This window comes from Micromonospora sp. NPDC047707 (assembly GCF_040704235.1).
In the GTDB taxonomy this organism is placed as follows: Bacteria; Actinomycetota; Actinomycetes; order Mycobacteriales; family Micromonosporaceae; genus Micromonospora.
Genome location: NZ_JBEYSU010000017.1, coordinates 112,299 through 130,379, shown reverse-complemented (window position 1 = coordinate 130,379; position 18,081 = coordinate 112,299). Strand labels below are relative to the sequence as shown.

General features: G+C 73.2%; 20 protein-coding genes and 1 riboswitch. Of the genes, 10 read left to right on the top strand and 10 right to left on the bottom strand.

The genetic code is table 11. The features are described from left to right. Positions 1 to 134: 134 nt before the first annotated feature. A complete protein-coding gene (locus AB0873_RS19785; RefSeq protein WP_366601124.1) occupies positions 135 to 554 on the bottom strand; it encodes a protein-tyrosine phosphatase family protein in 420 nt (139 codons plus the stop codon). A gap of 55 nt (positions 555 to 609) precedes the next feature. After that, positions 610 to 2,883 (bottom strand): excinuclease ABC subunit UvrA, encoded by a 2,274-nt coding sequence (locus tag AB0873_RS19780; RefSeq protein ID WP_366601123.1) that lies wholly within the window; start codon positions 2,881 to 2,883, stop codon positions 610 to 612. 181 nt (positions 2,884 to 3,064) lie between these two features. Between AB0873_RS19780 and AB0873_RS19775 the strand changes: the two genes are divergently transcribed. After that, the gene (locus AB0873_RS19775) at positions 3,065 to 3,787 is read left to right on the top strand and encodes a MerR family transcriptional regulator (protein WP_366601122.1); all 723 of its coding nucleotides are present in this window, start codon (positions 3,065 to 3,067) and stop codon (positions 3,785 to 3,787) included. Positions 3,788 to 3,811: 24 nt separating this feature from the next. Here AB0873_RS19775 and AB0873_RS19770 read toward each other — a convergent pair whose 3' ends face one another. Continuing rightward, positions 3,812 to 4,540 carry a methyltransferase domain-containing protein gene (locus AB0873_RS19770; protein WP_366601121.1) on the bottom strand — a complete coding sequence of 243 codons (729 nt, stop codon included), beginning with the start codon at positions 4,538 to 4,540 and terminating at the stop codon, positions 3,812 to 3,814. Positions 4,541 to 4,690: 150 nt separating this feature from the next. Continuing rightward, entirely contained in the window at positions 4,691 to 6,127 is a 1,437-nt protein-coding gene (locus tag AB0873_RS19765) for a glycine hydroxymethyltransferase (RefSeq protein WP_366601120.1), read from the bottom strand. Positions 6,128 to 6,145: 18 nt separating this feature from the next. After that, positions 6,146 to 6,236: riboswitch (ZMP/ZTP riboswitch) on the bottom strand. A gap of 165 nt (positions 6,237 to 6,401) precedes the next feature. Here AB0873_RS19765 and AB0873_RS19760 point away from each other — a divergent pair. Next, positions 6,402 to 7,271, top strand: coding sequence for a metallophosphoesterase (locus tag AB0873_RS19760; protein WP_366601119.1), 870 nt, complete (start codon positions 6,402 to 6,404; stop codon positions 7,269 to 7,271). A 49-nt stretch (positions 7,272 to 7,320) separates the two neighbouring features. On the opposite strand, the gene AB0873_RS19755 is transcribed toward AB0873_RS19760, so the two are convergent. The 3 genes from AB0873_RS19755 to AB0873_RS19745 all read right to left on the bottom strand — a co-directional run bounded on the left by AB0873_RS19755 (position 7,321) and on the right by AB0873_RS19745 (position 9,393). Continuing rightward, positions 7,321 to 7,575: a hypothetical protein gene (locus AB0873_RS19755; protein ID WP_366601118.1), complete on the bottom strand. Its 255-nt coding sequence runs from the start codon at positions 7,573 to 7,575 to the stop codon at positions 7,321 to 7,323. Positions 7,576 to 7,808: 233 nt separating this feature from the next. Further along, entirely contained in the window at positions 7,809 to 8,678 is an 870-nt protein-coding gene (locus tag AB0873_RS19750) for an NAD(P)H-hydrate dehydratase (RefSeq protein ID WP_366601117.1), read from the bottom strand. Further along, complete coding sequence (locus AB0873_RS19745; protein WP_366601116.1) at positions 8,662 to 9,393, bottom strand: histidine phosphatase family protein; 732 nt, start codon at positions 9,391 to 9,393, stop codon at positions 8,662 to 8,664. Before AB0873_RS19745 ends, AB0873_RS19750 begins: the two co-directional genes overlap by 17 nt. A 130-nt stretch (positions 9,394 to 9,523) precedes the next feature. Between AB0873_RS19745 and AB0873_RS19740 the strand changes: the two genes are divergently transcribed. Together AB0873_RS19740 and AB0873_RS19735 are read left to right on the top strand one after the other, a co-directional pair. Beyond that, complete coding sequence (locus tag AB0873_RS19740) at positions 9,524 to 9,754, top strand: hypothetical protein (protein ID WP_155334271.1); 231 nt, start codon at positions 9,524 to 9,526, stop codon at positions 9,752 to 9,754. Positions 9,755 to 9,841: 87 nt separating this feature from the next. Beyond that, complete coding sequence (locus tag AB0873_RS19735; protein WP_366601115.1) at positions 9,842 to 10,822, top strand: DNA primase small subunit domain-containing protein; 981 nt, start codon at positions 9,842 to 9,844, stop codon at positions 10,820 to 10,822. 43 nt (positions 10,823 to 10,865) lie between these two features. On the opposite strand, the gene AB0873_RS19730 is transcribed toward AB0873_RS19735, so the two are convergent. Both AB0873_RS19730 and AB0873_RS19725 read right to left on the bottom strand, forming a co-directional pair. After that, positions 10,866 to 11,438 (bottom strand): GNAT family N-acetyltransferase, encoded by a 573-nt coding sequence (locus AB0873_RS19730; RefSeq protein WP_366601114.1) that lies wholly within the window; start codon positions 11,436 to 11,438, stop codon positions 10,866 to 10,868. Positions 11,439 to 11,462: 24 nt separating this feature from the next. Next, positions 11,463 to 12,461, bottom strand: a complete 999-nt coding sequence (locus AB0873_RS19725; RefSeq protein WP_366601113.1) for a sigma-70 family RNA polymerase sigma factor — start codon at positions 12,459 to 12,461, stop codon at positions 11,463 to 11,465. A gap of 158 nt (positions 12,462 to 12,619) precedes the next feature. Between AB0873_RS19725 and AB0873_RS19720 the strand changes: the two genes are divergently transcribed. Continuing rightward, positions 12,620 to 13,204: a dihydrofolate reductase family protein gene (locus AB0873_RS19720; protein ID WP_366601112.1), complete on the top strand. Its 585-nt coding sequence runs from the start codon at positions 12,620 to 12,622 to the stop codon at positions 13,202 to 13,204. Between the two features lie 282 nt (positions 13,205 to 13,486). Here AB0873_RS19720 and AB0873_RS19715 read toward each other — a convergent pair whose 3' ends face one another. Beyond that, positions 13,487 to 13,993, bottom strand: a complete 507-nt coding sequence (locus AB0873_RS19715; protein WP_155332492.1) for an Lrp/AsnC family transcriptional regulator — start codon at positions 13,991 to 13,993, stop codon at positions 13,487 to 13,489. 72 nt (positions 13,994 to 14,065) lie between these two features. On the opposite strand from AB0873_RS19715, the gene pdhA reads away from it, so the two are divergent. The 5 genes from pdhA to AB0873_RS19690 are packed head-to-tail and all read left to right on the top strand — an operon-like array spanning position 14,066 to position 18,013. Beyond that, on the top strand, positions 14,066 to 15,262 hold the full coding sequence (gene pdhA, locus AB0873_RS19710) for a pyruvate dehydrogenase (acetyl-transferring) E1 component subunit alpha (RefSeq protein WP_366601129.1): 1,197 nt from the start codon (positions 14,066 to 14,068) through the stop codon (positions 15,260 to 15,262). Further along, positions 15,262 to 16,278, top strand: a complete 1,017-nt coding sequence (locus tag AB0873_RS19705) for an alpha-ketoacid dehydrogenase subunit beta (protein ID WP_155332490.1) — start codon at positions 15,262 to 15,264, stop codon at positions 16,276 to 16,278. The genes pdhA and AB0873_RS19705 overlap by 1 nt, the downstream gene beginning before the upstream one ends. Beyond that, positions 16,275 to 17,618: a dihydrolipoamide acetyltransferase family protein gene (locus AB0873_RS19700; RefSeq protein WP_366601111.1), complete on the top strand. Its 1,344-nt coding sequence runs from the start codon at positions 16,275 to 16,277 to the stop codon at positions 17,616 to 17,618. The genes AB0873_RS19705 and AB0873_RS19700 overlap by 4 nt, the downstream gene beginning before the upstream one ends. 42 nt (positions 17,619 to 17,660) lie before the next feature. Then, entirely contained in the window at positions 17,661 to 17,876 is a 216-nt protein-coding gene (locus tag AB0873_RS19695) for a hypothetical protein (protein WP_366601110.1), read from the top strand. After that, complete coding sequence (locus AB0873_RS19690; RefSeq protein ID WP_366601109.1) at positions 17,873 to 18,013, top strand: hypothetical protein; 141 nt, start codon at positions 17,873 to 17,875, stop codon at positions 18,011 to 18,013. Before AB0873_RS19695 ends, AB0873_RS19690 begins: the two co-directional genes overlap by 4 nt. Positions 18,014 to 18,081 lie beyond the last annotated feature (68 nt).

Below are 18,081 nucleotides of genomic sequence, written 5' to 3'. Positions count from 1 at the left end.
ACACACTCTTCCCCAACACCCCGCTCTACCCATCAACTGGAACAACTGACCCACAGTCTTTCCTCGACAGGGGGAACCAAGCCGCTGGCCGACACCCGGATTCCGGGTGCCGGCCAGCGGCGTCTGTGCCGTGGTCACCGGAGCCGGTGGAGCCAGCGACGCTGCCAGGGTGTCTCCACGGCCCGGGGCCGGTAGTGGGCGCGTACCCAGGGCACCGCCTCCCGGTGCGGCAGCCCGTCGAGGATCGCCAGCGCCGCCAGGGCGGTGCCGGTACGGCCGGTGCCGCCCCGGCACGCCACCTCGACCCGCTCGCCGCCGTGGGTGCGGGCCAGCGCCTCCCGGAGGGCGTCCAGCGCGTCGGCGCGGTCGACCGGCACCCAGAAGTCCGGCCAGCGGATCCGCCGGTGCGGCCAGGCCGGCACCGGCCCCGGCGCCAGCAGCAGCGCGAAGTCGGCCGGCGGGGCCGGGTCGGCGAGGCGGCGCCCACGTACGGCGGCTCCGCTGGGGAGGACGACGACGCCCGGCAGCCCTGTCCAATCGTCGCGTTCACGCACCCGGCCATCATGCCGGGCTGGGTGGCCGGACGCGGCGCGCGTCCGGCCACCGCGGTCAGCGGGCGACGTACTCGCGCAGGTGGCGGGCGGTGAGCGTGTCCCCGTGGGCGACCAGTTCGGCGGGCGTACCGGTGAAGACGATCCGCCCGCCGTCGTGGCCCGCGCCCGGCCCGAGGTCGATCAGCCAGTCGGCGTGCGCCATCACCGCCTGGTGGTGCTCGATGACGACGACCGTGTTGCCGGCGTCGACGAGACGGTCGAGCAGGGCGAGCAGCTGGTCCACGTCGGCCAGGTGCAGGCCGGTGGTCGGTTCGTCGAGGACGTACGTGCTGGTCTTCTCGGCCATGTGGATGGCCAGCTTGAGTCGCTGCCGCTCGCCGCCGGAGAGGGTGGTGAGCGGCTGGCCCAGCGTGATGTAGCTCAGCCCGACGTCGGCGAGCCGGTCGAGGATGACCCGGGCCGGACCGCTCGGGAAGAAGTCCCGCGCCTCGCTGACCGGCATCGCCAGCACCTCGCTGATGTTCTTCCCACGCAGCCGGTAGGTGAGCACCTCGTCGGTGAACCGGCGGCCCTCGCACCGCTCGCAGACCGAGGCGACCCCGGCCATCATGGCCAGGTCCGTGTAGACGAGGCCGATGCCCTTGCAGGTCGGGCAGGCGCCCTCGGAGTTGGCGCTGAACAGCGCGGCCTTCACGCCGTTCGCCTTCGCGAAGGCGGTGCGTACCGGGTCGAGCAGGCCGGTGTACGTGGCGGGATTGCTGCGCCGCGAGCCCCGGATGGGGGACTGGTCGACGACGACCACCCCGTTGCGGCGGCGCAGGGAGCCGTGGATGAGCGAGCTCTTGCCGGAGCCGGCCACCCCGGTGACCACGGTCAGCACGCCGAGCGGGACGTCCACGCTCACGTCGCGCAGGTTGTGCAGGTCGGCGTTGCGGATCGCCAGGTGCCCGGTGGGCGTCCGGACCTGGTCGCGCAGCCGGACCCGGTGGTCGAGGTGCCGGCCGGTGAGCGTGTCGGAGCGGCGCAGGCCGCCGACGTCGCCGGTGTAGCAGACGCGGCCGCCGGCCGTACCGGCGCCGGGCCCGAGGTCGACGACGTGGTCGGCGATCACGATGGTCTCCGGCTTGTGCTCGACCACCAGCACCGTGTTGCCCTTGTCGCGCAGCCGCCGCAGCAGGTCGTTCATGCGGGCGATGTCGTGCGGGTGCAGGCCGACGGTGGGCTCGTCGAAGACGTACGTGACGTCGGAGAGCGGGGAGCCGAGGTGCCGCACCATCTTCACCCGCTGCGCCTCGCCGCCGGAGAGGGTGGCCGACTCGCGGTCCAGGCTCAGGTAGCCCAGACCGATCTCGACGAGGGAGTCGAGCAGGTCGCGCAGATTGGCGACGAGCGGGGCGACCGCCGGGTCGTCGATGCCCCGCACGAACTCGGCCAGGTCGCTGATCTGCATGGCGGCGCACTCGGCGATGTTGCGCCCGGCGATCCGGGAGGAGAGGGCGGCGGCGTTCAGCCGGGTGCCGCCGCAGTCGGCGCAGGTCGTGAACGTGACCGCCCGGTCGACGAACGCCCGGATCTGCGGCTGCATCGACTCGCGGTCCTTGGCGAGGTAGAGCCGCCGGACCTTGACGACCAACCCCTCGTACGTCCAGTTGTTGCTGCCGACCTTGATCTTCGTGGCCGGCTTGTGGAGGAGGTCCTGCCACTGCTGCGGCGTGTAGTCCTGGAGTTTGGCGTCCGGATCGAACAGCCCGGAGTTGGCGATGATCTGCCAGTACCAGGTGTCCACGCCGAAGTTGGGGACGGTGATCGCGCCGCCGTTGAGCGACTTCTCCACGTCGACGAGTTCGGTGACGTCGAGGTCGGAGACCCGGCCCAGCCCTTCGCAGGCCGGGCACATGCCCTCGGCGAGGTTGAAGCTGAACGCGCCCGCCCCGCCGACGTACGGCTGGCCGAGCCGACCGAAGACGATGCGCAGCATCGCGTACGCGTCGGTGGCGGTGCCGACCGTCGAGCGGGAGTTGACGCCCATCCGCTCCTGGTCGACGACGATGGCCGGGGTGAGGTTGCGCAGGGAGTCCACGTCCGGCCGGGACAGGCTCGGCATGAAGGTCTGGAGGAATGCGCTGTAGGTCTCGTTGATCAGCCGCTGCGACTCCGCGGCGATGGTGCCGAAGACCAGCGAGGACTTGCCGGAGCCGGAGACCCCGGTGAATACGGTCAGCCGGCGCTTGGGGATGTCGACCGAGACGGAGGCGAGGTTGTTCTCCCGCGCTCCGCGTACCTCGATCATGTCGTGGCTGTCGGCGGCGGACCGGTCTGGCTGCTGCATGCGAACCCTTCACGTGAATCGTGGGCAGGGCGAAGCCCCGCCGGGTGTGCGTCTTCTGGCCTGGCCGCCTTCAATCGTCTCATTGAAGCTCCCGTAGAGACTTCGCGCGCGCAGGCCAGTGCTCCGAAGGAGAAGGGCACCGGAAAGTCTCAAACAGCGTGTAAGCAGTAGGGTGAGCGTCGTGAGGACAGCGCGTCGGCTCCGGGCCGTGGACGTCGCCGCGACGGCCGGCATCTCCACCCAGCAGGTCCGCAACTACGTCGCCGACGGGGTGCTGCCGCCGGTCGAGCGCACCCCGTCCGGGTACCGGATCTTCACCGAGGCGCACGTGCGGGCCCTCGCCGTGGCGCGGCGGATGGCCGAGGGGCACGGCTGGACGCGTACGCGGGAGGTCATGACCGCAATCCACCGGGGTGACCTGCCGGCGGCGCTGGCGGCGCTGGACGGCGGCCACGCCGAGCTGGACCGGGAGCGGGCCGAGATCCGGCGGGTGCTCGGCGCGTTCGAGACCGTGGTGTCGGCGCCGGCGGTCGCGGCGCCGCGGGACGGCGCGCGGATCGGCGGGGTGGCGCGGCGGGTCGGCGTCCGCACCTCCCAGCTGCGGTTGTGGGAGGAGCGCGGCCTGCTCCGGCCGGTGCGCGACCGGGCCACCGGCTACCGGGTGTACGGCGCGGCCGAGCTGCGCGCCGCGCAGGTGGTCGCGCTGCTGCGGCGCGGGGCGTACCCGTTCGACATCATCTCCGCCGTGCTGGACGAGCTGCGCACCACCGGCAGCGCCGTCCGGGTGCGCGCCGAGTTGGCACGCCGCGAGCAGGATCTGCACCGCCGGAGCCTGCGGCGGTTGCGGGCGACCGCGGCGCTGCACGACTACCTGCGCGAACGCGGCGAGGCCGGCCCGGTCTGAGCGGCGTCGGACCTCGACCCAGGCCTAACGCAGCACGAGCAGGTCCAGGTGGTCGACGACCGGCCCGGGGGTGTGCGGCGCGGCGGCGCGCAGCCGGGCCACGCCGGCCTCGTACGCGTCGTCGCTGATCAGCCGCAGCGGCGTGTGCGCCCGCCGGTCCAGTCGGTGCGCGAAGTCCGCGAGGGACGCGGCGGTGGTCTGGGCGACCGCCTCGACGCTGCTGACCGGGAAGCCGGCCGCGGCGAACACGGCGCGGACGCGGGTCAGGTCGGGGTACGTCTCCAGCACCTCGATGGCCTCCGGGAACCAGTGGAAGAGACCGATCCGCTGGTGGCGCCCGGGGAAGGGGGAGCGGACCAGCACCGGCGCGCCGGGGCGCAGCACCCGGCGCAGCTCGTGGGCCGCCGCGTCGAGGTCCGGAACGTGGTGCAGCATCGTCGACAGCCAGGCGGCGTCCACGCTGGAGTCGCGCAGCGGCAACGCCCCGGCGTCCCCGGCGAGCAGCGGCCGGTGGTCCGCGTACGCGCGCATCGCCGTCGCGGGCTCCACGCCCACCACCCGGATGCCGAACCACCCGGTGAAGGCGTGCGCCCAGGCACCGGTGCCGCAGCCCAGGTCGAGCAGGGTCGTGGTGTCCCGGGGCCGCAGGTGCTGCTGCACGGCGTGGCGCCAGCGGTCGAGGCTGGCCGGGGGCAGCTCCCGGGTGGCGGCGAAGGCCGCCGCCTCGGCGTCGTCGTAGGAGACCAGAGCCACGTCCATCACCTCGCCACCGTCGCCGGGATATCCGGGCGATCGTTGCTGAGGTTCTAGTCGGACGGTGACCCCGTGGGCAACACCTTGTGATCTACCCCCCGAAACGTTGACGGCCGGGCGAGTGCCGCCCGGCCGTCACGACGGGACGGATCAGGCCAGGTCGACGCCCGGGTACAGCGGGAAGCCCCCCAGCAGCTCCGTGGCCTGCTTGCTGACCTTGTCGGCGATCGCCGGGTCGAGGACGTACTTCGCCTTCGAGGGGGTGCCGTCGGCGTTGGCGCCCGGGGTGGTCTGGCCGAGCACGGCGTGGATCAGCTCGGCGGTGGCGTCCATCTCCGCGGTGCCGAGGCCCCGGGTGGTCAGGGCCGGCGTGCCGATCCGGATGCCGGAGGTGTACCAGGCGCCGTTCGGGTCCTGCGGGACGGAGTTGCGGTTGGTGACGATGCCGGAGTCGAGCAGCGCCTGCTCGGCCTGCCGGCCGGTGAGGCCGTACGAGGTGACGTCGATGAGCACCAGGTGGTTGTCGGTGCCGCCGGTGACCAGCTTGGCGCCGCGGCGCAGCAGCCCGTCGGCGAGGGCCTGCGCGTTGGCGACGATCCGCTGCGCGTAGTCGGCGAAGTCGGGGCGGCGGGCCTCGGCCAGGGCGACCGCCTTGGCGGCCATCACGTGCGGCAGCGGGCCGCCGAGCACCATCGGGCAGCCCCGGTCGACCTGCTCGGCCAGCTCCGGCTGGCAGAGCACCAGGCCGCCGCGCGGGCCGCGCAGCGACTTGTGCGTGGTGGTGGTGACGATGTGCGCGTGCGGCACCGGGTCGAAGTCGCCGGTGAAGACCTTGCCGGCGACGAGGCCGGCGAAGTGCGCCATGTCGACCATGAAGGTGGCGCCGACCGAGTCGGCGATCTCCCGCATGATCCGGAAGTTGACCTTCCGGGGGTACGCCGAGTAGCCGGCGACCAGGATCAGCGGCTTGAACTCGCGGGCCGCCTCGGCGACCTTGTCGTAGTCGACCAGGCCGGTCTCCGGGTCGGTGCCGTAGCTGCGCTGGTCGAACATCTTGCCGGAGATGTTCGGCCGGAAGCCGTGGGTGAGGTGGCCACCGGCGTCCAGCGACATGCCGAGCATCCGCTGGTTGCCCAGCTCGCGGCGCAGCGCGAACCAGTCGGCCTCGGTGAGGTCGTTGACGTGCCGGGCCTGGGCGCGCTTGAGCGCCGGCGACTCGACCCGGTCGGCCAGGATCGCCCAGAAGGCGACCAGGTTGGCGTCGATGCCCGAGTGCGGCTGCACGTACGCGTGGGACGCGCCGAACAGCTCCCGGGCGTGCTCGGCGGCGAGCGCCTCCACGGTGTCCACGTTCTGGCAGCCGGCGTAGAAGCGGCGGCCGACCGTGCCCTCGGCGTACTTGTCGCTGAACCAGTTGCCCATGGCCAGCAGGGTGGCCGGGGAGGCGTAGTTCTCGCTGGCGATGAGCTTGAGCGACTCGCGCTGGTCGGCCAGCTCGGCGCGGATGGCGTCGGCCACGCGCGGCTCGACGCCGCCGATCACTTCGAGCGCGCTGCGGAAGGCGGTGGACTCGGCGTTCAGCGACATGCGACCTCCTGGTGACGTGCGGAAGGCCCAGGCGCTCGGCATGCGTCCTCGTGACGGGGCCGCTCCCCGATGGTTCTCCATCTCCAATGCGCCAGTCACGGCCCGAGGGGGATCCTACCGGGTGCGGGCGGGCCGGACCGTCCGCCGGGGGTCGACCGGGCGGCCGCGGTCACCCGGCCGTCGGGGCTCGGCCGCGCCGGGGCCGGGCACAGCGCCCCCGAGGCCTGCCGTCGGGGGTCGCGGGGCCGGTGACGGGCCGCCTAGGATCGACGGCATGGCGGGGGCGGGTGGTGGCGGGAGCCTGCTGGCCATCAGCGACCTGCACGTGCGGCACGCGGACAACCGCGCGATCGTCGAGGGGCTGCGTCCCGACTCGCCGGACGACTGGCTGCTCGTCGCCGGGGACGTCGGCGACACCGTCGAGCAGATCGAGTGGGCGCTTCGGCTGCTGGCCGGCCGGTTCGCGAAGGTGGTCTGGTCCCCGGGCAACCACGAACTGTGGACTCCGCCCAGCGATCCGGTGACGCTGCGCGGCGTGGCGCGCTACGCCCACCTGGTCGAGCTGTGCCGCGGCCTCGGCGTCCTCACCCCAGAGGATCCGTACCCGGTGTGGGCGGGGCGTGGCGGTCCGGTGACCGTGGCGCCCCTGTTCCTGCTGTACGACCACAGCTGGCGGCCGGAGGGCTTCGACACGCCGGAGGCGGCGCTGGCCGAGGCGTACCGGACGGGGGTGGTCTGCACCGACGAGTACCTGCTGCACCCCGACCCGTACGAGAGCCGCTCGGCGTGGTGCGCGGCCCGGGTGGCGCAGACCGCCCGGCGGCTGGCCGAGCGGGATCCGGCGCTGCCGACCGTGCTGGTCAACCACTGGCCCCTGGTCCGGGAGCCGACGCGGATCCTGCGCTACCCGATCTTCGCCCAGTGGTGCGGCACCGAGGCCACCGCCGACTGGCACGTCCGCTTCGGCGCCGCCGTCATGGTCTACGGCCACCTGCACATTCCCCGCACGACCTGGTACGACGGCGTACGGTTCGAGGAGGTGTCGCTGGGCTACCCGCGCGAGTGGCGGCGGCGCAGCGCGCCCCCGGGGCAGCTGCGGCGAATCCTGCCGGAGCCGGACGGGGTGCCGGCGACCGCCTGGTGACACGCGTCGGGGCCCGACCGACGGCCGGGCCCCGGACGGCGTGGCGGGGTCAGGCGCGCACCGCGTCCAGCGACTTCTTCAGCGCCTTCGGTGCGGCCGGCGAGCGGGGTGCCGTCGGACGCATGTCGATCATCCGCTGGCCGAGATCCTGCAGTTCGTTACGGCCCATCTTCTCGCGCACCTTGGGGAACCACTCCTGCTCCTCCTCCTCGACGTGGTGCAGCACGCTCTCGATCAGCACCGTCGTCTTGGCGTTGTAGTGCTCGTCGTCCGGCTTCATGGTGAACAGCTCGAAGCAGAGCACGTCAGCGACGTGGTGCTCCTCGTACGACTCCAGGATGTCACGAGCTTCTCGCGCTGGCTCGCCGGAGCGTCCTCGTTCGCCTGGAACTCCTTGAACAGGCGACGCATCTCCTTGTGGTCCTCTTTCAACAGGACGATGGCATCGGTCGACACCGGCTGACCTCCTCGACGTGGGCTGAGGACTCCATCCGTACCCGGCGGTCTATTGGAGAAACCGGGGTGATTCGGCGGGAGTCAGACGGTGGCGAGGGTGTGTGGGATCTCGTCGAGCAGCTCGCGGGCCAGGAAACCGATCCGGCCGTACTGCGGCACCAGGCGCTGGCCGCTGACGGCGTGCGCGAACGCGCCCCAGCACGCGGCCTGCGCCGGCGCCGCGCCCCGGGACAGCAGGCCGGCCAGCAGACCCGCCCGCACGTCGCCGCTGCCCGAGGTGCCCAGCCCCGCGTCGCCGCTCTCCTCCCGCCAGCCCCGCCCGTCCGGAGCGGCGATGTGGCCGTACAGCGACACCACGGCGTCGTACCGGCCGGCCAGCTCCGCCGCCGCCGCGTCCAGGTCGTCGCCCGGCTCGCGGCCGAGCAGGTGCCGGGCCTCGGTGAGGTTGGGGGTCAGCACCACCGGGCGGCCCGCGCCGACCAGCAGGTCCGGGGCGTGGCTGAGGGCCCCCAGGGCGTACGCGTCGAGCACCAGCGCCGTCTCCCGGCTCGCCGCGTCGAGCACCGTACGCAGCAGGAGTCCGGTCTCGTCGATGTCCTTGAGTCCCGGGCCGACCGCCACCACGTCCGCCTCGGCCACCAGCTCGCCGAGCCGGTCGCCGCCGGCACCGGCCACCGCGCCGTCCGCGGTCTCCGGCAGCCCCACCACCAGTGCCTCCGGCACCTGGATGCTCAGCGCGGCGGCGGTCGACTCGGCGGCGGCGAGCTGAAGCACCCCGGCACCCGCCCGCAGGGCGGCCACCCCGGCGAGCAGGACCGCGCCGGGCGTGAACCGGGAGCCGCCGACCACCAGCACCGTGCCCCGCGACTCCTTGCCCCCGGACGGCATGGGCAGCGCCCAGTCCCGCAGCAGCGCCGGCGTGATGACCGGGGTGTCAGACCGGCTCGGCATGGACCTCGTCCTCCCTGGTCGGCCGGGCACCTTCGCGGCGCAGGTGGCGGACGTCGTTGAACACGTCGGGGCGGAGCCGCCCGTCCTCGTCGGCCGACCAGCCGGTCACCGAGCAGTTCGCGATGACGTGCTCACGGGTCAACGCCATCAGCTCCTCCTCGGTGAGCCCCTCCACCAGGTAACGCATGAGGAAGACCAGGGCGTCGTGGCCGAACAGCAGCACCCGCCGGCCCTCGTGGTCACGGCGGAGGTCACCGAGCAGGGCGCGCAGCCGCAGCGCCACGTCCGTCCACGACTCGCCGCCGGGCGGGCGGTAGTAGAACTTGCCGAGCCGGTCCCGCCGCGCCGCCTCCTCGGGGTACCGGCGGCGTACCCCGTGCCCGGTCAGGCCGTCGAGGATGCCCAGCTCCCGGTCGCGCAGCCGCTCGTCACGGGTGCACGGGACACCGGTGCCGTCGAGGGCCAGCTCGGCGGTGCGCCGCGCCCGCAGGTACGGCGACACCACCGCCACGTCGGGGCGGCGCGCCTCGGGCAGCCCGGCGAGCCACCGGCCGGTGGCCCGGGCCTGCTCTTCCCCGGTGCGGCTGAGCGGCACGTCCGGGTCACGGTGGGTGAGGTCGATCAGCTCGGCGCCGGCCGCCTCGGCCGCCCCGGCCGCCACGTTCGCCGTGCTCTCGCCGTGCCGGACGATCCACAGCGCCGCCAGTTCCGCCATGCGCCACCCCCTACCCCGGCGCGTCGCCGGGTAACCGCGAGGCGCCGGCGCTCGCGGGCGTGAACGGGCCGAAGAGGGGTAAGCGCTGGCTCGACCACGACACGGACAGGGGAGGTACGCCGTGGCGACCATGACCATGGAGCAGAAGAGCGCCCTCAAGGACAAGAACTACGACCTCATCCACGCGGTACAGATGTCCCTGGAGAACATCTACCGGATGGAGACGTACATCTCCGACGCCGAGGCGCGCGGAGACAGCGAACTCGCCACCTGGTTCAAGAAGATCCAGGAGAACAACCGCAAGGCGGGTGAGCAGGGCAAGCAGATGCTGATGGCGCGCATGCAGCAGGAAGGGCGCTGATCGTCGCCGTACCGCCGGCCGGACCGCTCACCGGAGCCGTCCGGCCGGCGGCGTGTCCCCGCCAGCCGGCCCACGGGCGGTTACGGTGTGGGCGTGGCGACGACGGCGGCGGAGGAGATCCGGGTCGGGGAGCGCGTCGTGCGGGTCTCCAGCCCGGACAAGCCGTACTTTCCGGAGCGCGGGCTGACCAAGCTCGACGTGGTGCGATACTTCCTGGCCGTCGGCGACGGGATCCTGCGGGCCCTGCGGGACCGGCCGACCATGCTGGAGCGTTGGCCGCGCGGCGTCTTCGAGGGCGCGAAGATCGCCACCCGGCAGGACAACCGGGGTGACGCCTTCTACCAGAAGCGGCTGCCGGCCGGTGCGCCCGACTGGGTGCGGACCGCCCACATCACCTTCCCCAGTGGTCGTACGGCCGACGAGGTCGCGCCGAGCGAGCTGGCCGTGGTGATCTGGGCGGCCAATCTCGGCACGCTGCGCTTCCACCCGTGGCCGGTGTCCAGGGGCGACGTCGAGCGGCCGGACCAGCTCCGCATCGACCTGGACCCGCTGCCGGGGGTCGGCTTCGACCAGGTGGTGCCGGTGGCGCACGAGGTCCGCGCGTTCCTCGACGAGCTGGGGTTGGTCGGCTACCCGAAGACCACCGGCGGCCGGGGCCTGCACGTCTACCTCACCATCGAGCCCCGGTGGAGCTTCGGCGAGTGCCGGCGGGCCGTCCTCGCGCTCGGCCGGGAGATGCGGCGCCGCCGCCCCGACCTGGTGACCACCACCTGGTGGCGGGACCAGCGGGACCGGCCGGTGTTCGTCGACTACAACCAGATGGCCCGGGACCACACGATGACCTCGGCGTACTCGATCCGTCCCACGCCGGCGGCGCTGGTGTCCGCGCCGCTGGACTGGGCCGAGCTGGACGACGTCCGGCCGGAGGACTTCGACGTCACGACGATGCCGGCCCGCTTCGCCGAACGCGGTGACCCGCACGCCGGCCTCGACGGCCGGGCGTACTCCCTGGAACCCCTGCTGGAACTCGCCGACCGCGAGGGCCTGGAGGCCCCACCGGAACGCTGAGCCGCTCCACCGACCTGTCCGCTGCTCGTCGGCTCTGCGGCGCTCACCCGTCGCTGTCGAGGCGGGAGTGGAGGTGCATGTCGTGCCAGCCGTCGGCGTGGCGGCCCTGGGCGCGTCTCGTACCCTCGGCTGCGAACCCGGCGTGCCGCGCGACCCGGCAGGACGCCAGGTTCGCGGTCGAGTGGGACAGCTCGACGCGGTGCAGCCGGAGGGTGGCGAAGGACCAGGCGGTCACCGCGGACAAGGCGCGCGGGGCGATGCGACGGCCCCGCGCGTCTGGCAGAACCCAGTACGACACCTCGGCCCAGCCCTCGGCGAGGTCCACCCGCCGCAGGCTGATCTGCCCGACGACGCGCTCCGCGTCGAGCACGGCCCACCCGGCGCCGGTCTCATCGCGCCACCGGCCGGGCCAGGCGGCTATCCAGTCGCCGGCCTCGTCGTCGGTCATCGACCGGCAGTGCCAGCGTTGGATGTCCGGGTCGGCGTAGGCGGCCACCACCGCCGGGCGATCCGACGCCTGCCAGGGTCTTATCAGCAGGTCGGCGGTGTGGATCTCCGGCTGCGGCAGCGCGGACATCGAGCCGGGCGGCAGCGTGGGGGTGGCGAGCAACGGCACACCGGCCACTGTATGGCGGCCGGCTCAGCCCGGCCGGTTCCGAAGCGATCGTGGTAGCCCGAACGACGGGAGGACACTGTTCTCGAAGCGGGTCATCGCGCGGATCTGGTCGCCGCTCAAGGTGAGGACGTACAGGCCGGTCCCGTTGCTGACGCCGCTGGGGCCGCGCAGGTAGGCGCCGAACGCCGGCTGACCGTTGGCTCTGGTCGGCACCAGGTCGAACCTCCGACCGGCGCGGAAGATGCGGGCGCAGAAGCTGGCCACGACGTCCCGACCCTCGTACTCGAAAGGCATGGGCGGCATCGACATGAAGACGTCGTCCGTCAGCAGGGCCACCAGCGCGTCGAGATCGGCGGACTCCCACGCCCGGACGAACCTCGCCACGGTCGCATCCTCGGCGGGTGATCCGGCGGCGGGCGGCGGTTCGCGGCCCTCGGTCGCGGGCGGTCGAGGCAAGCTGGCGCGCGCCCGTTTGAGGGCGCTCTTGACCGACTCGACGCTGGAGCCGAGCATGTCGGCCACCTCGTGGGCGCGGAATCCGAGGACGTCGCGCAGGATGAGCACGGCGACCTGGCGGGGCGGCAGGGCCTGCAGAGCGGTCACGAACGCCAGGGAGATGGCTTCGGTCTGCTCGTAGCGGGCCTCCGGGCCGGACGGCGTGTCGAGGGCACCGGTGAGCAGAGCGTCGGGACATGGTTCGAGCCAGACGACCTCACCGAGCCGGGTCGGGTCGAGCAGGTCGACATGGGGTACGTCCCACTGCTTGGCCGGGCGTCGGCTGGCCGACCGGCGTGCGTTGAGACATCTGTTGGTGGCGATCCGGTAGAGCCAGGTGCGCAGCGAGGCGCGTCCCTCGAACCCGCCGAGGCCCTGCCAGGCAGCCAGCAGCGTCTCCTGCAGCGCGTCCTCGGCGTCCTGGAACGACCCGAGCATCCGGTAGCAGTGCACCTGCAACTCCCGGCGGTAGGACTCGGTCAGTTCCCGAAAGGCGTCGCTGTCCCCGGCCCGAGCCCTCGAGATCACGTCCGCTCCCACCCTCGGTCACCTCTTCCCGCGTTCTGTCGCACTGAATAGGGACGCCGGCCAATGGGCGTACCGGGCGGTCGGGGGCCGCCACTTTCTCGACGTGGCGGGTGTCCACCCCAGTGGTAGCTGACGGACGCCAGCAGAGGAGAACCGAGATGGGAAAGATCGTCGTCAGCGAGAACGTCTCGCTCGACGGGGTCGGCCAGGATCCGACCGGTGAGGAGGGTCTCCGGTTCGGTGGCTGGTTCGGCCAGGTCGGGGACAGCGACCGCGAGGAGTGGGCCAAGGTCGGGTTCGCGGAGGCGCTGGGCGCCGAGGCGCTGCTGCTGGGTCGGCGCAGTCACGAGTGGTTCGCCGCGCGGTGGCCGTCGCGGACCGGTGAGTGGGCGGACAGGTTGAACGGCATGCCCAAGTACGTCGTGTCGTCGACTCTCGCGGATCCCGGCTGGAACAACTCGACGGTCCTGAGGGACGACGTTGTCAGCGAGGTCCGGAAGCTGAAGCGCCGGGTGAACGGGAAGATCGTCGTCTACGCCAGCGGGCGGCTCGTGCGCACGCTGCTGGCGCACGACCTCGTCGACGAACTGCGGTTGATGATCTATCCATTCGTGCTCGGGGCCGGCGACCGTCTCTTCGACGGGATCGGCGACCGGAAACCGCTGCGGCTGGTCGGCTCCCGAACGGTCGGTGACAGCCTCGCCCTCCTCACCTACCAGCCGATCCGAGACGCGGGTGCGTGAGTCTCCACCGCGTCGGTGACGAGAACCCTCCGGGGCCGAATGGCGGGGCCGTCGGCGGCGACGGTCCCGCCCTTCGTATCCCGGTGGTCCGTAGTGCGGGGGGTTCCGGCATCGATGCCGGACGCGTCGGGGCCTTACCCGCTACCCGGCGTAGGTTTCAAATTCGGCGACTCTCGGCGTGCCGGTCGAGCTGGTGATCTCGAAGGTGATCTTGCGGAGCGAGGTCGCCGGGAAGGTGATGACGCCCGCCCCGCGGTTCTTTGCAGCGCCGGCGCGACCCGGTCACTCCCAGGGGCTGGTCTCGCCGTCGAACTCGTGGAAGACCAGCCACGTGCGCGTGGAGAGGACCCCCGGGATGCTCTGCACCCGGCTCAACACCACGTCCCGCAGGGTGGCGTTGTCCGGCGCGCGGACCAGGGCGAGCACGTCGTGGTCACCGCCCAGCAGCGCGGCGTGCTCGATGTAGCGCACCCGCGCCAGTTCCGCGGACACCTCGCGCCAGGTGTTCTGCTCGATCGTGATCGCGACGTACGCGGAGGTGCCGAGCCCGGCGGCCTCCGGCGTGACCTGCGCCCGGAAGCCGGTGATCACGCCGTCGCGCAGCAGGCGCTCCACCCGGGCGTACGCGTTCGTGCGGGAGATGTGGATGCGCTCGGCGAGCGTACGCACCGAGGTGCGCCCGTCCCGGACCAGTTCGGCCAGGATGCGCCGGTCCACCTCGTCGAGGACGCGGGCCGATCGTCCCGTTCCGGGCGTCGAGTCCAGCTCCGGATCGGACTCCTGGCTCATGAGCGCGCCACCTTCCTGTCATTCGTCCCGCGTTCACCGCGCATCTTGAGTCAATCATCCGACAGCAGGAGCATAGGCGCACCAGATGTCCAGGAGGTTCCCGCCGTGACGACCACACCCCAGGCGGTCCGCAGGGAGTCCCGGCGCCGGTCCCGACCGGCCACCACGCCGGATCCGGCCCGTGCGCTGCTGCCGGCGGGCGAGCCGGTACGCCTGCTCGACCCCGCCGGCGCCCCGCTGCCGGCCCGTCCCGACTATCCCGAGCCGCCCGTCGAGGCGCTCGTCGAGTTGCACCGGCGGATGGTGATCGGCCGCCGCTTCGACGTGCAGGCCACCGCGCTCACCAAGCAGGGCCGGCTCGCCGTCTACCCCTCCTCCCGCGGCCAGGAGGCGTGCCAGGTCGGCGCGATCCTCGCCCTGCGCGACGACGACTGGGTCTTCCCCACCTACCGGGAGTCGATGGCCCTGGTGTCCCGGAGCATCGACCCGGTCGAGGTGCTGACCCTGCTACGCGGCGACTGGCACTGCGGGTACGACCCGGCCGCCCGGCGTACCGCGCCGCAGTGCACGCCGCTCGCCACCCAGTGCGTGCACGCCGCCGGCCTCGCCTACGGGGAGGCGTACCAGGGGCGGGACACCGTGGCGCTGGCCTTCATCGGTGACGGCGCCACCAGCGAGGGCGACTTCCACGAGGGCGTCAACTTCGCCGCCGTGTTCAAGGCGCCGGTCGTCTACTTCGTTCAGAACAACCGGTACGCGATCAGCGTCCCGCTGTCCCGGCAGACCGCCGCGCCGAGCCTCGCGTACAAGGGCGTCGGCTACGGCGTGCCCAGCGAGCAGGTCGACGGCAACGACCCGGTCGCCGTCCTCGCGGTGCTCACCCGCGCCGTGGCGCACGCCCGCGCCGGCCACGGTCCGTTCCTGGTCGAGGCGCACACCTACCGGATGGAGCCGCACACCAACGCCGACGACGCCACCCGCTACCGGGACGCCGACGAGGTGGAGGCGTGGCGGGACCGGGACCCGGTCGCCCGGCTGGAGACGTACCTGCGGGCCCGGGGCGCGCTCGACGACGCGGCGGTGACGGCGGTCGCCGAGGAGGCCGAGGCGTACGCCGCCGACCTGCGGGACCGGATGCACGACAAGCCCACGGTCGACCCGCTGAGCCTCTTCGACCACGTCTACGCCCAGCCGACGCCGCAGCTCGTCGAGCAGCGTGAGCAGATCCGCGCCGAACTGGCCGCGGCCGCCGAGGAGGGGGACGCCTGATGGCCACCATGACCATGGCGAAGGCGCTCAACGCGGCCCTCGCCGACGCGATGCTCGACGACGAGCGGGTGGTCGTCTTCGGCGAGGACGTCGGCCAGCTCGGCGGCGTCTTCCGGATCACCGACGGGCTCCAGGCCCGCTTCGGCGACAAGCGCTGCTTCGACACCCCGCTCGCCGAGGCCGGCATCGTCGGCTTCGCCGTCGGCCTGGCCATGTCCGGCCTGCGGCCGGTGGTGGAGATGCAGTTCGACGCGTTCGCGTACCCGGCGTTCGAGCAGATCGCCTCGCACGTGGCGAAGCTGCGCAACCGCACCCGGGGCGCGCTCAGCGTGCCGATCGTCATCCGCGTCCCGTACGCGGGCGGCATCGGCGGGGTGGAGCACCACTGCGACTCCTCCGAGGCGTACTACGCGCACACACCCGGCCTGAAGGTGGTCACCCCGGCTACCGTCGAGGACGCGTACTCCCTGCTGCGCGAGGCGATCGCCGACCCGGACCCGGTCGTGTTCATGGAGCCGAAGAAGCTCTACTTCGCCAGCGCCGAGGCCGACCTGCCGGCCCGCACCGAGCCGTTCGGGCGCGCCGTGGTCCGCCGCCCCGGCACCGACGCCACCCTGGTCGCGTACGGGCCGGCGGTGCCGGTCGCCCTGGAGGCCGCCGAGGCCGCCCGCGAGGAGGGCTGGGACCTGGAGGTCGTGGACGTCCGCACGATCGTGCCGTTCGACGACGCCACCGTCACCGCCTCGGTGCGGAAGACCGGGCGGTGCGTGGTCATCCAGGAGGCGCAGGGCTTCGCCGGCGTCGGCGCGGAGATCGCCGCCCGGGTACAGGAGCGCTGCTTCCACGCGCTGCACGCCCCGGTGCTGCGGGTGTCCGGCCTGGACATCCCGTACCCGGCGCCGATGCTGGAGCACACCCACCTGCCCGGGGTGGACCGGGTGCTCGACGCGGTGGCCCGCCTCCAGTGGGACGACCAGCCCGACGCGCGCTGGTTGACCGAGGCGGGTGCGGCATGAGCGAGAAGGTCTTCCTCCTGCCCGACCTGGGGGAGGGGCTGACCGAGGCGGAGATCGTCGAGTGGCGGGTCGCCGTCGGCGACACGGTGACGGTGGACCAGACCGTCGTCGAGGTGGAGACCGCCAAGGCCGTCGTCGACGTGCCCTGCCCGTACGCCGGGCGGGTCGTGGCCCTGCACGGCGCGGCGGGTGAGGTCCGACCGGTCGGCCAGCCGCTGATCACCGTCGCGCCGCTGGAGGCGGCGGCGCCGACGCCCGGCGGGGCTCCCGAGCCCCCCGGCCACGCCACCTATCGCGAGGAGGAGCGCGCCGGCTCCGGCAACGTCCTCATCGGGTACGGCACCGGCCACGGCGGCTCGGGCCGGCGCCGCCGCCGGCCCCGCCTCGCCGCGGCGGCGGATGCGCCGGCCGGTGCGCCGGACAACGGGACCGCCGTGCCGGCGGCCGCCGACGCGGGCGCCGTGCTGGTCATCTCGCCGATCGTGCGGCGGTTGGCGAAGGAGCGCGGCGTGGACCTGGCCACCGTGCGCGGCACCGGGCCGGGCGGGGTGATCCGCCGGGCCGACGTGGAGGCCGTCGGTCCGGTCGCGCCGACCCGGCTCGCCGCCGTTCCGGACGTCCCGGACCCGCACGTCGGGCTCGGCGACGGCGACGTCGTCATCCCGCTGACCGGCATCCGCAGGGCCATCGCCGACAAGCTGTCCCGCAGCCGGCGGGAGATCCCCGAGGTGACCATCTGGGTGGACGTCGACGCGACCGCCCTGCTGGAGACCCGCGCGGCGATCAACGCGGCCACCCCGGACGCACCGGTGAGCATCCTGGCCCTGCTGGCCCGGATCTGCCTGTCCGGGCTGCGGAGGTTCCCGCAGCTCAACGCCCGGGTGGACACCGAGGGGCAGCGGATCGTGCAGTCCGCCGGGGTGCACCTGGGCATCGCCGCCCAGACCGACCGGGGCCTCGTGGTGCCGGTGCTGCGCGACGCGCAGCGGCTCACCACCGCCGACCTTGCCGCCGCGCTGGCCGAGACCACGGCGGCGGCGCGGGCCGGCACGCTGCCGCCGGCCCGGCTCACCGGCGGCACGTTCACGCTGAACAACTACGGCGTGTTCGGCGTGGACGGCTCCACCCCGATCATCAACCACCCGGAGGCGGCGCTGCTCGGCGTGGGGCGGATCGTGGACAAGCCGTGGGTGGTCGACGGGCAGCTCGCGGTGCGGAAGGTGACGCAGCTCAGCCTCACCTTCGACCACCGGGTCTGCGACGGCGGGGTGGCCGGCGGCTTCCTGCGGCACGTCGCGGACTGCGTGGAACGGCCCGCGGTGCTGATCGCCAACCTCTGAGCGACGGGCGCCCCGGGCGGTGATGCCCGGGGCGCCCCGTCCGTGCCGAGGGCGTTTCGCCCGCCGTCGGCCGGGAACCCCGCCCCGCAGCGCTGGAGCGCCGACAACCCGCCGCCGGGCACGGCGTACGAGCTGCCCGACGCGCCGTCCGTGGTGGCCGGCCTGACGATCAACGCGGCGGTCGACTCGACGACCGTCCGGGGCAACCGGATCTGGGACAGCCAGGATCCGCGGACCCAGGCGTACGGATCTGGGTGACCGAGCGGGGCAGCGCGGTCGGGTGCCGGGTGCAGGACAACGATCTCGTCGGCAACGGGCACGGTGGCATGCTGCTGGACACGCCGCCGGTCGGCGGCCGGTGGACCGGCAACGACGACGGCTCGGACTGGGACTGATCGGGCGCTGCCGGACACTCCGCCCGCACGGGCCGTGGGTGGTCGGCGCCCGGAAAATGGGGCCGGCA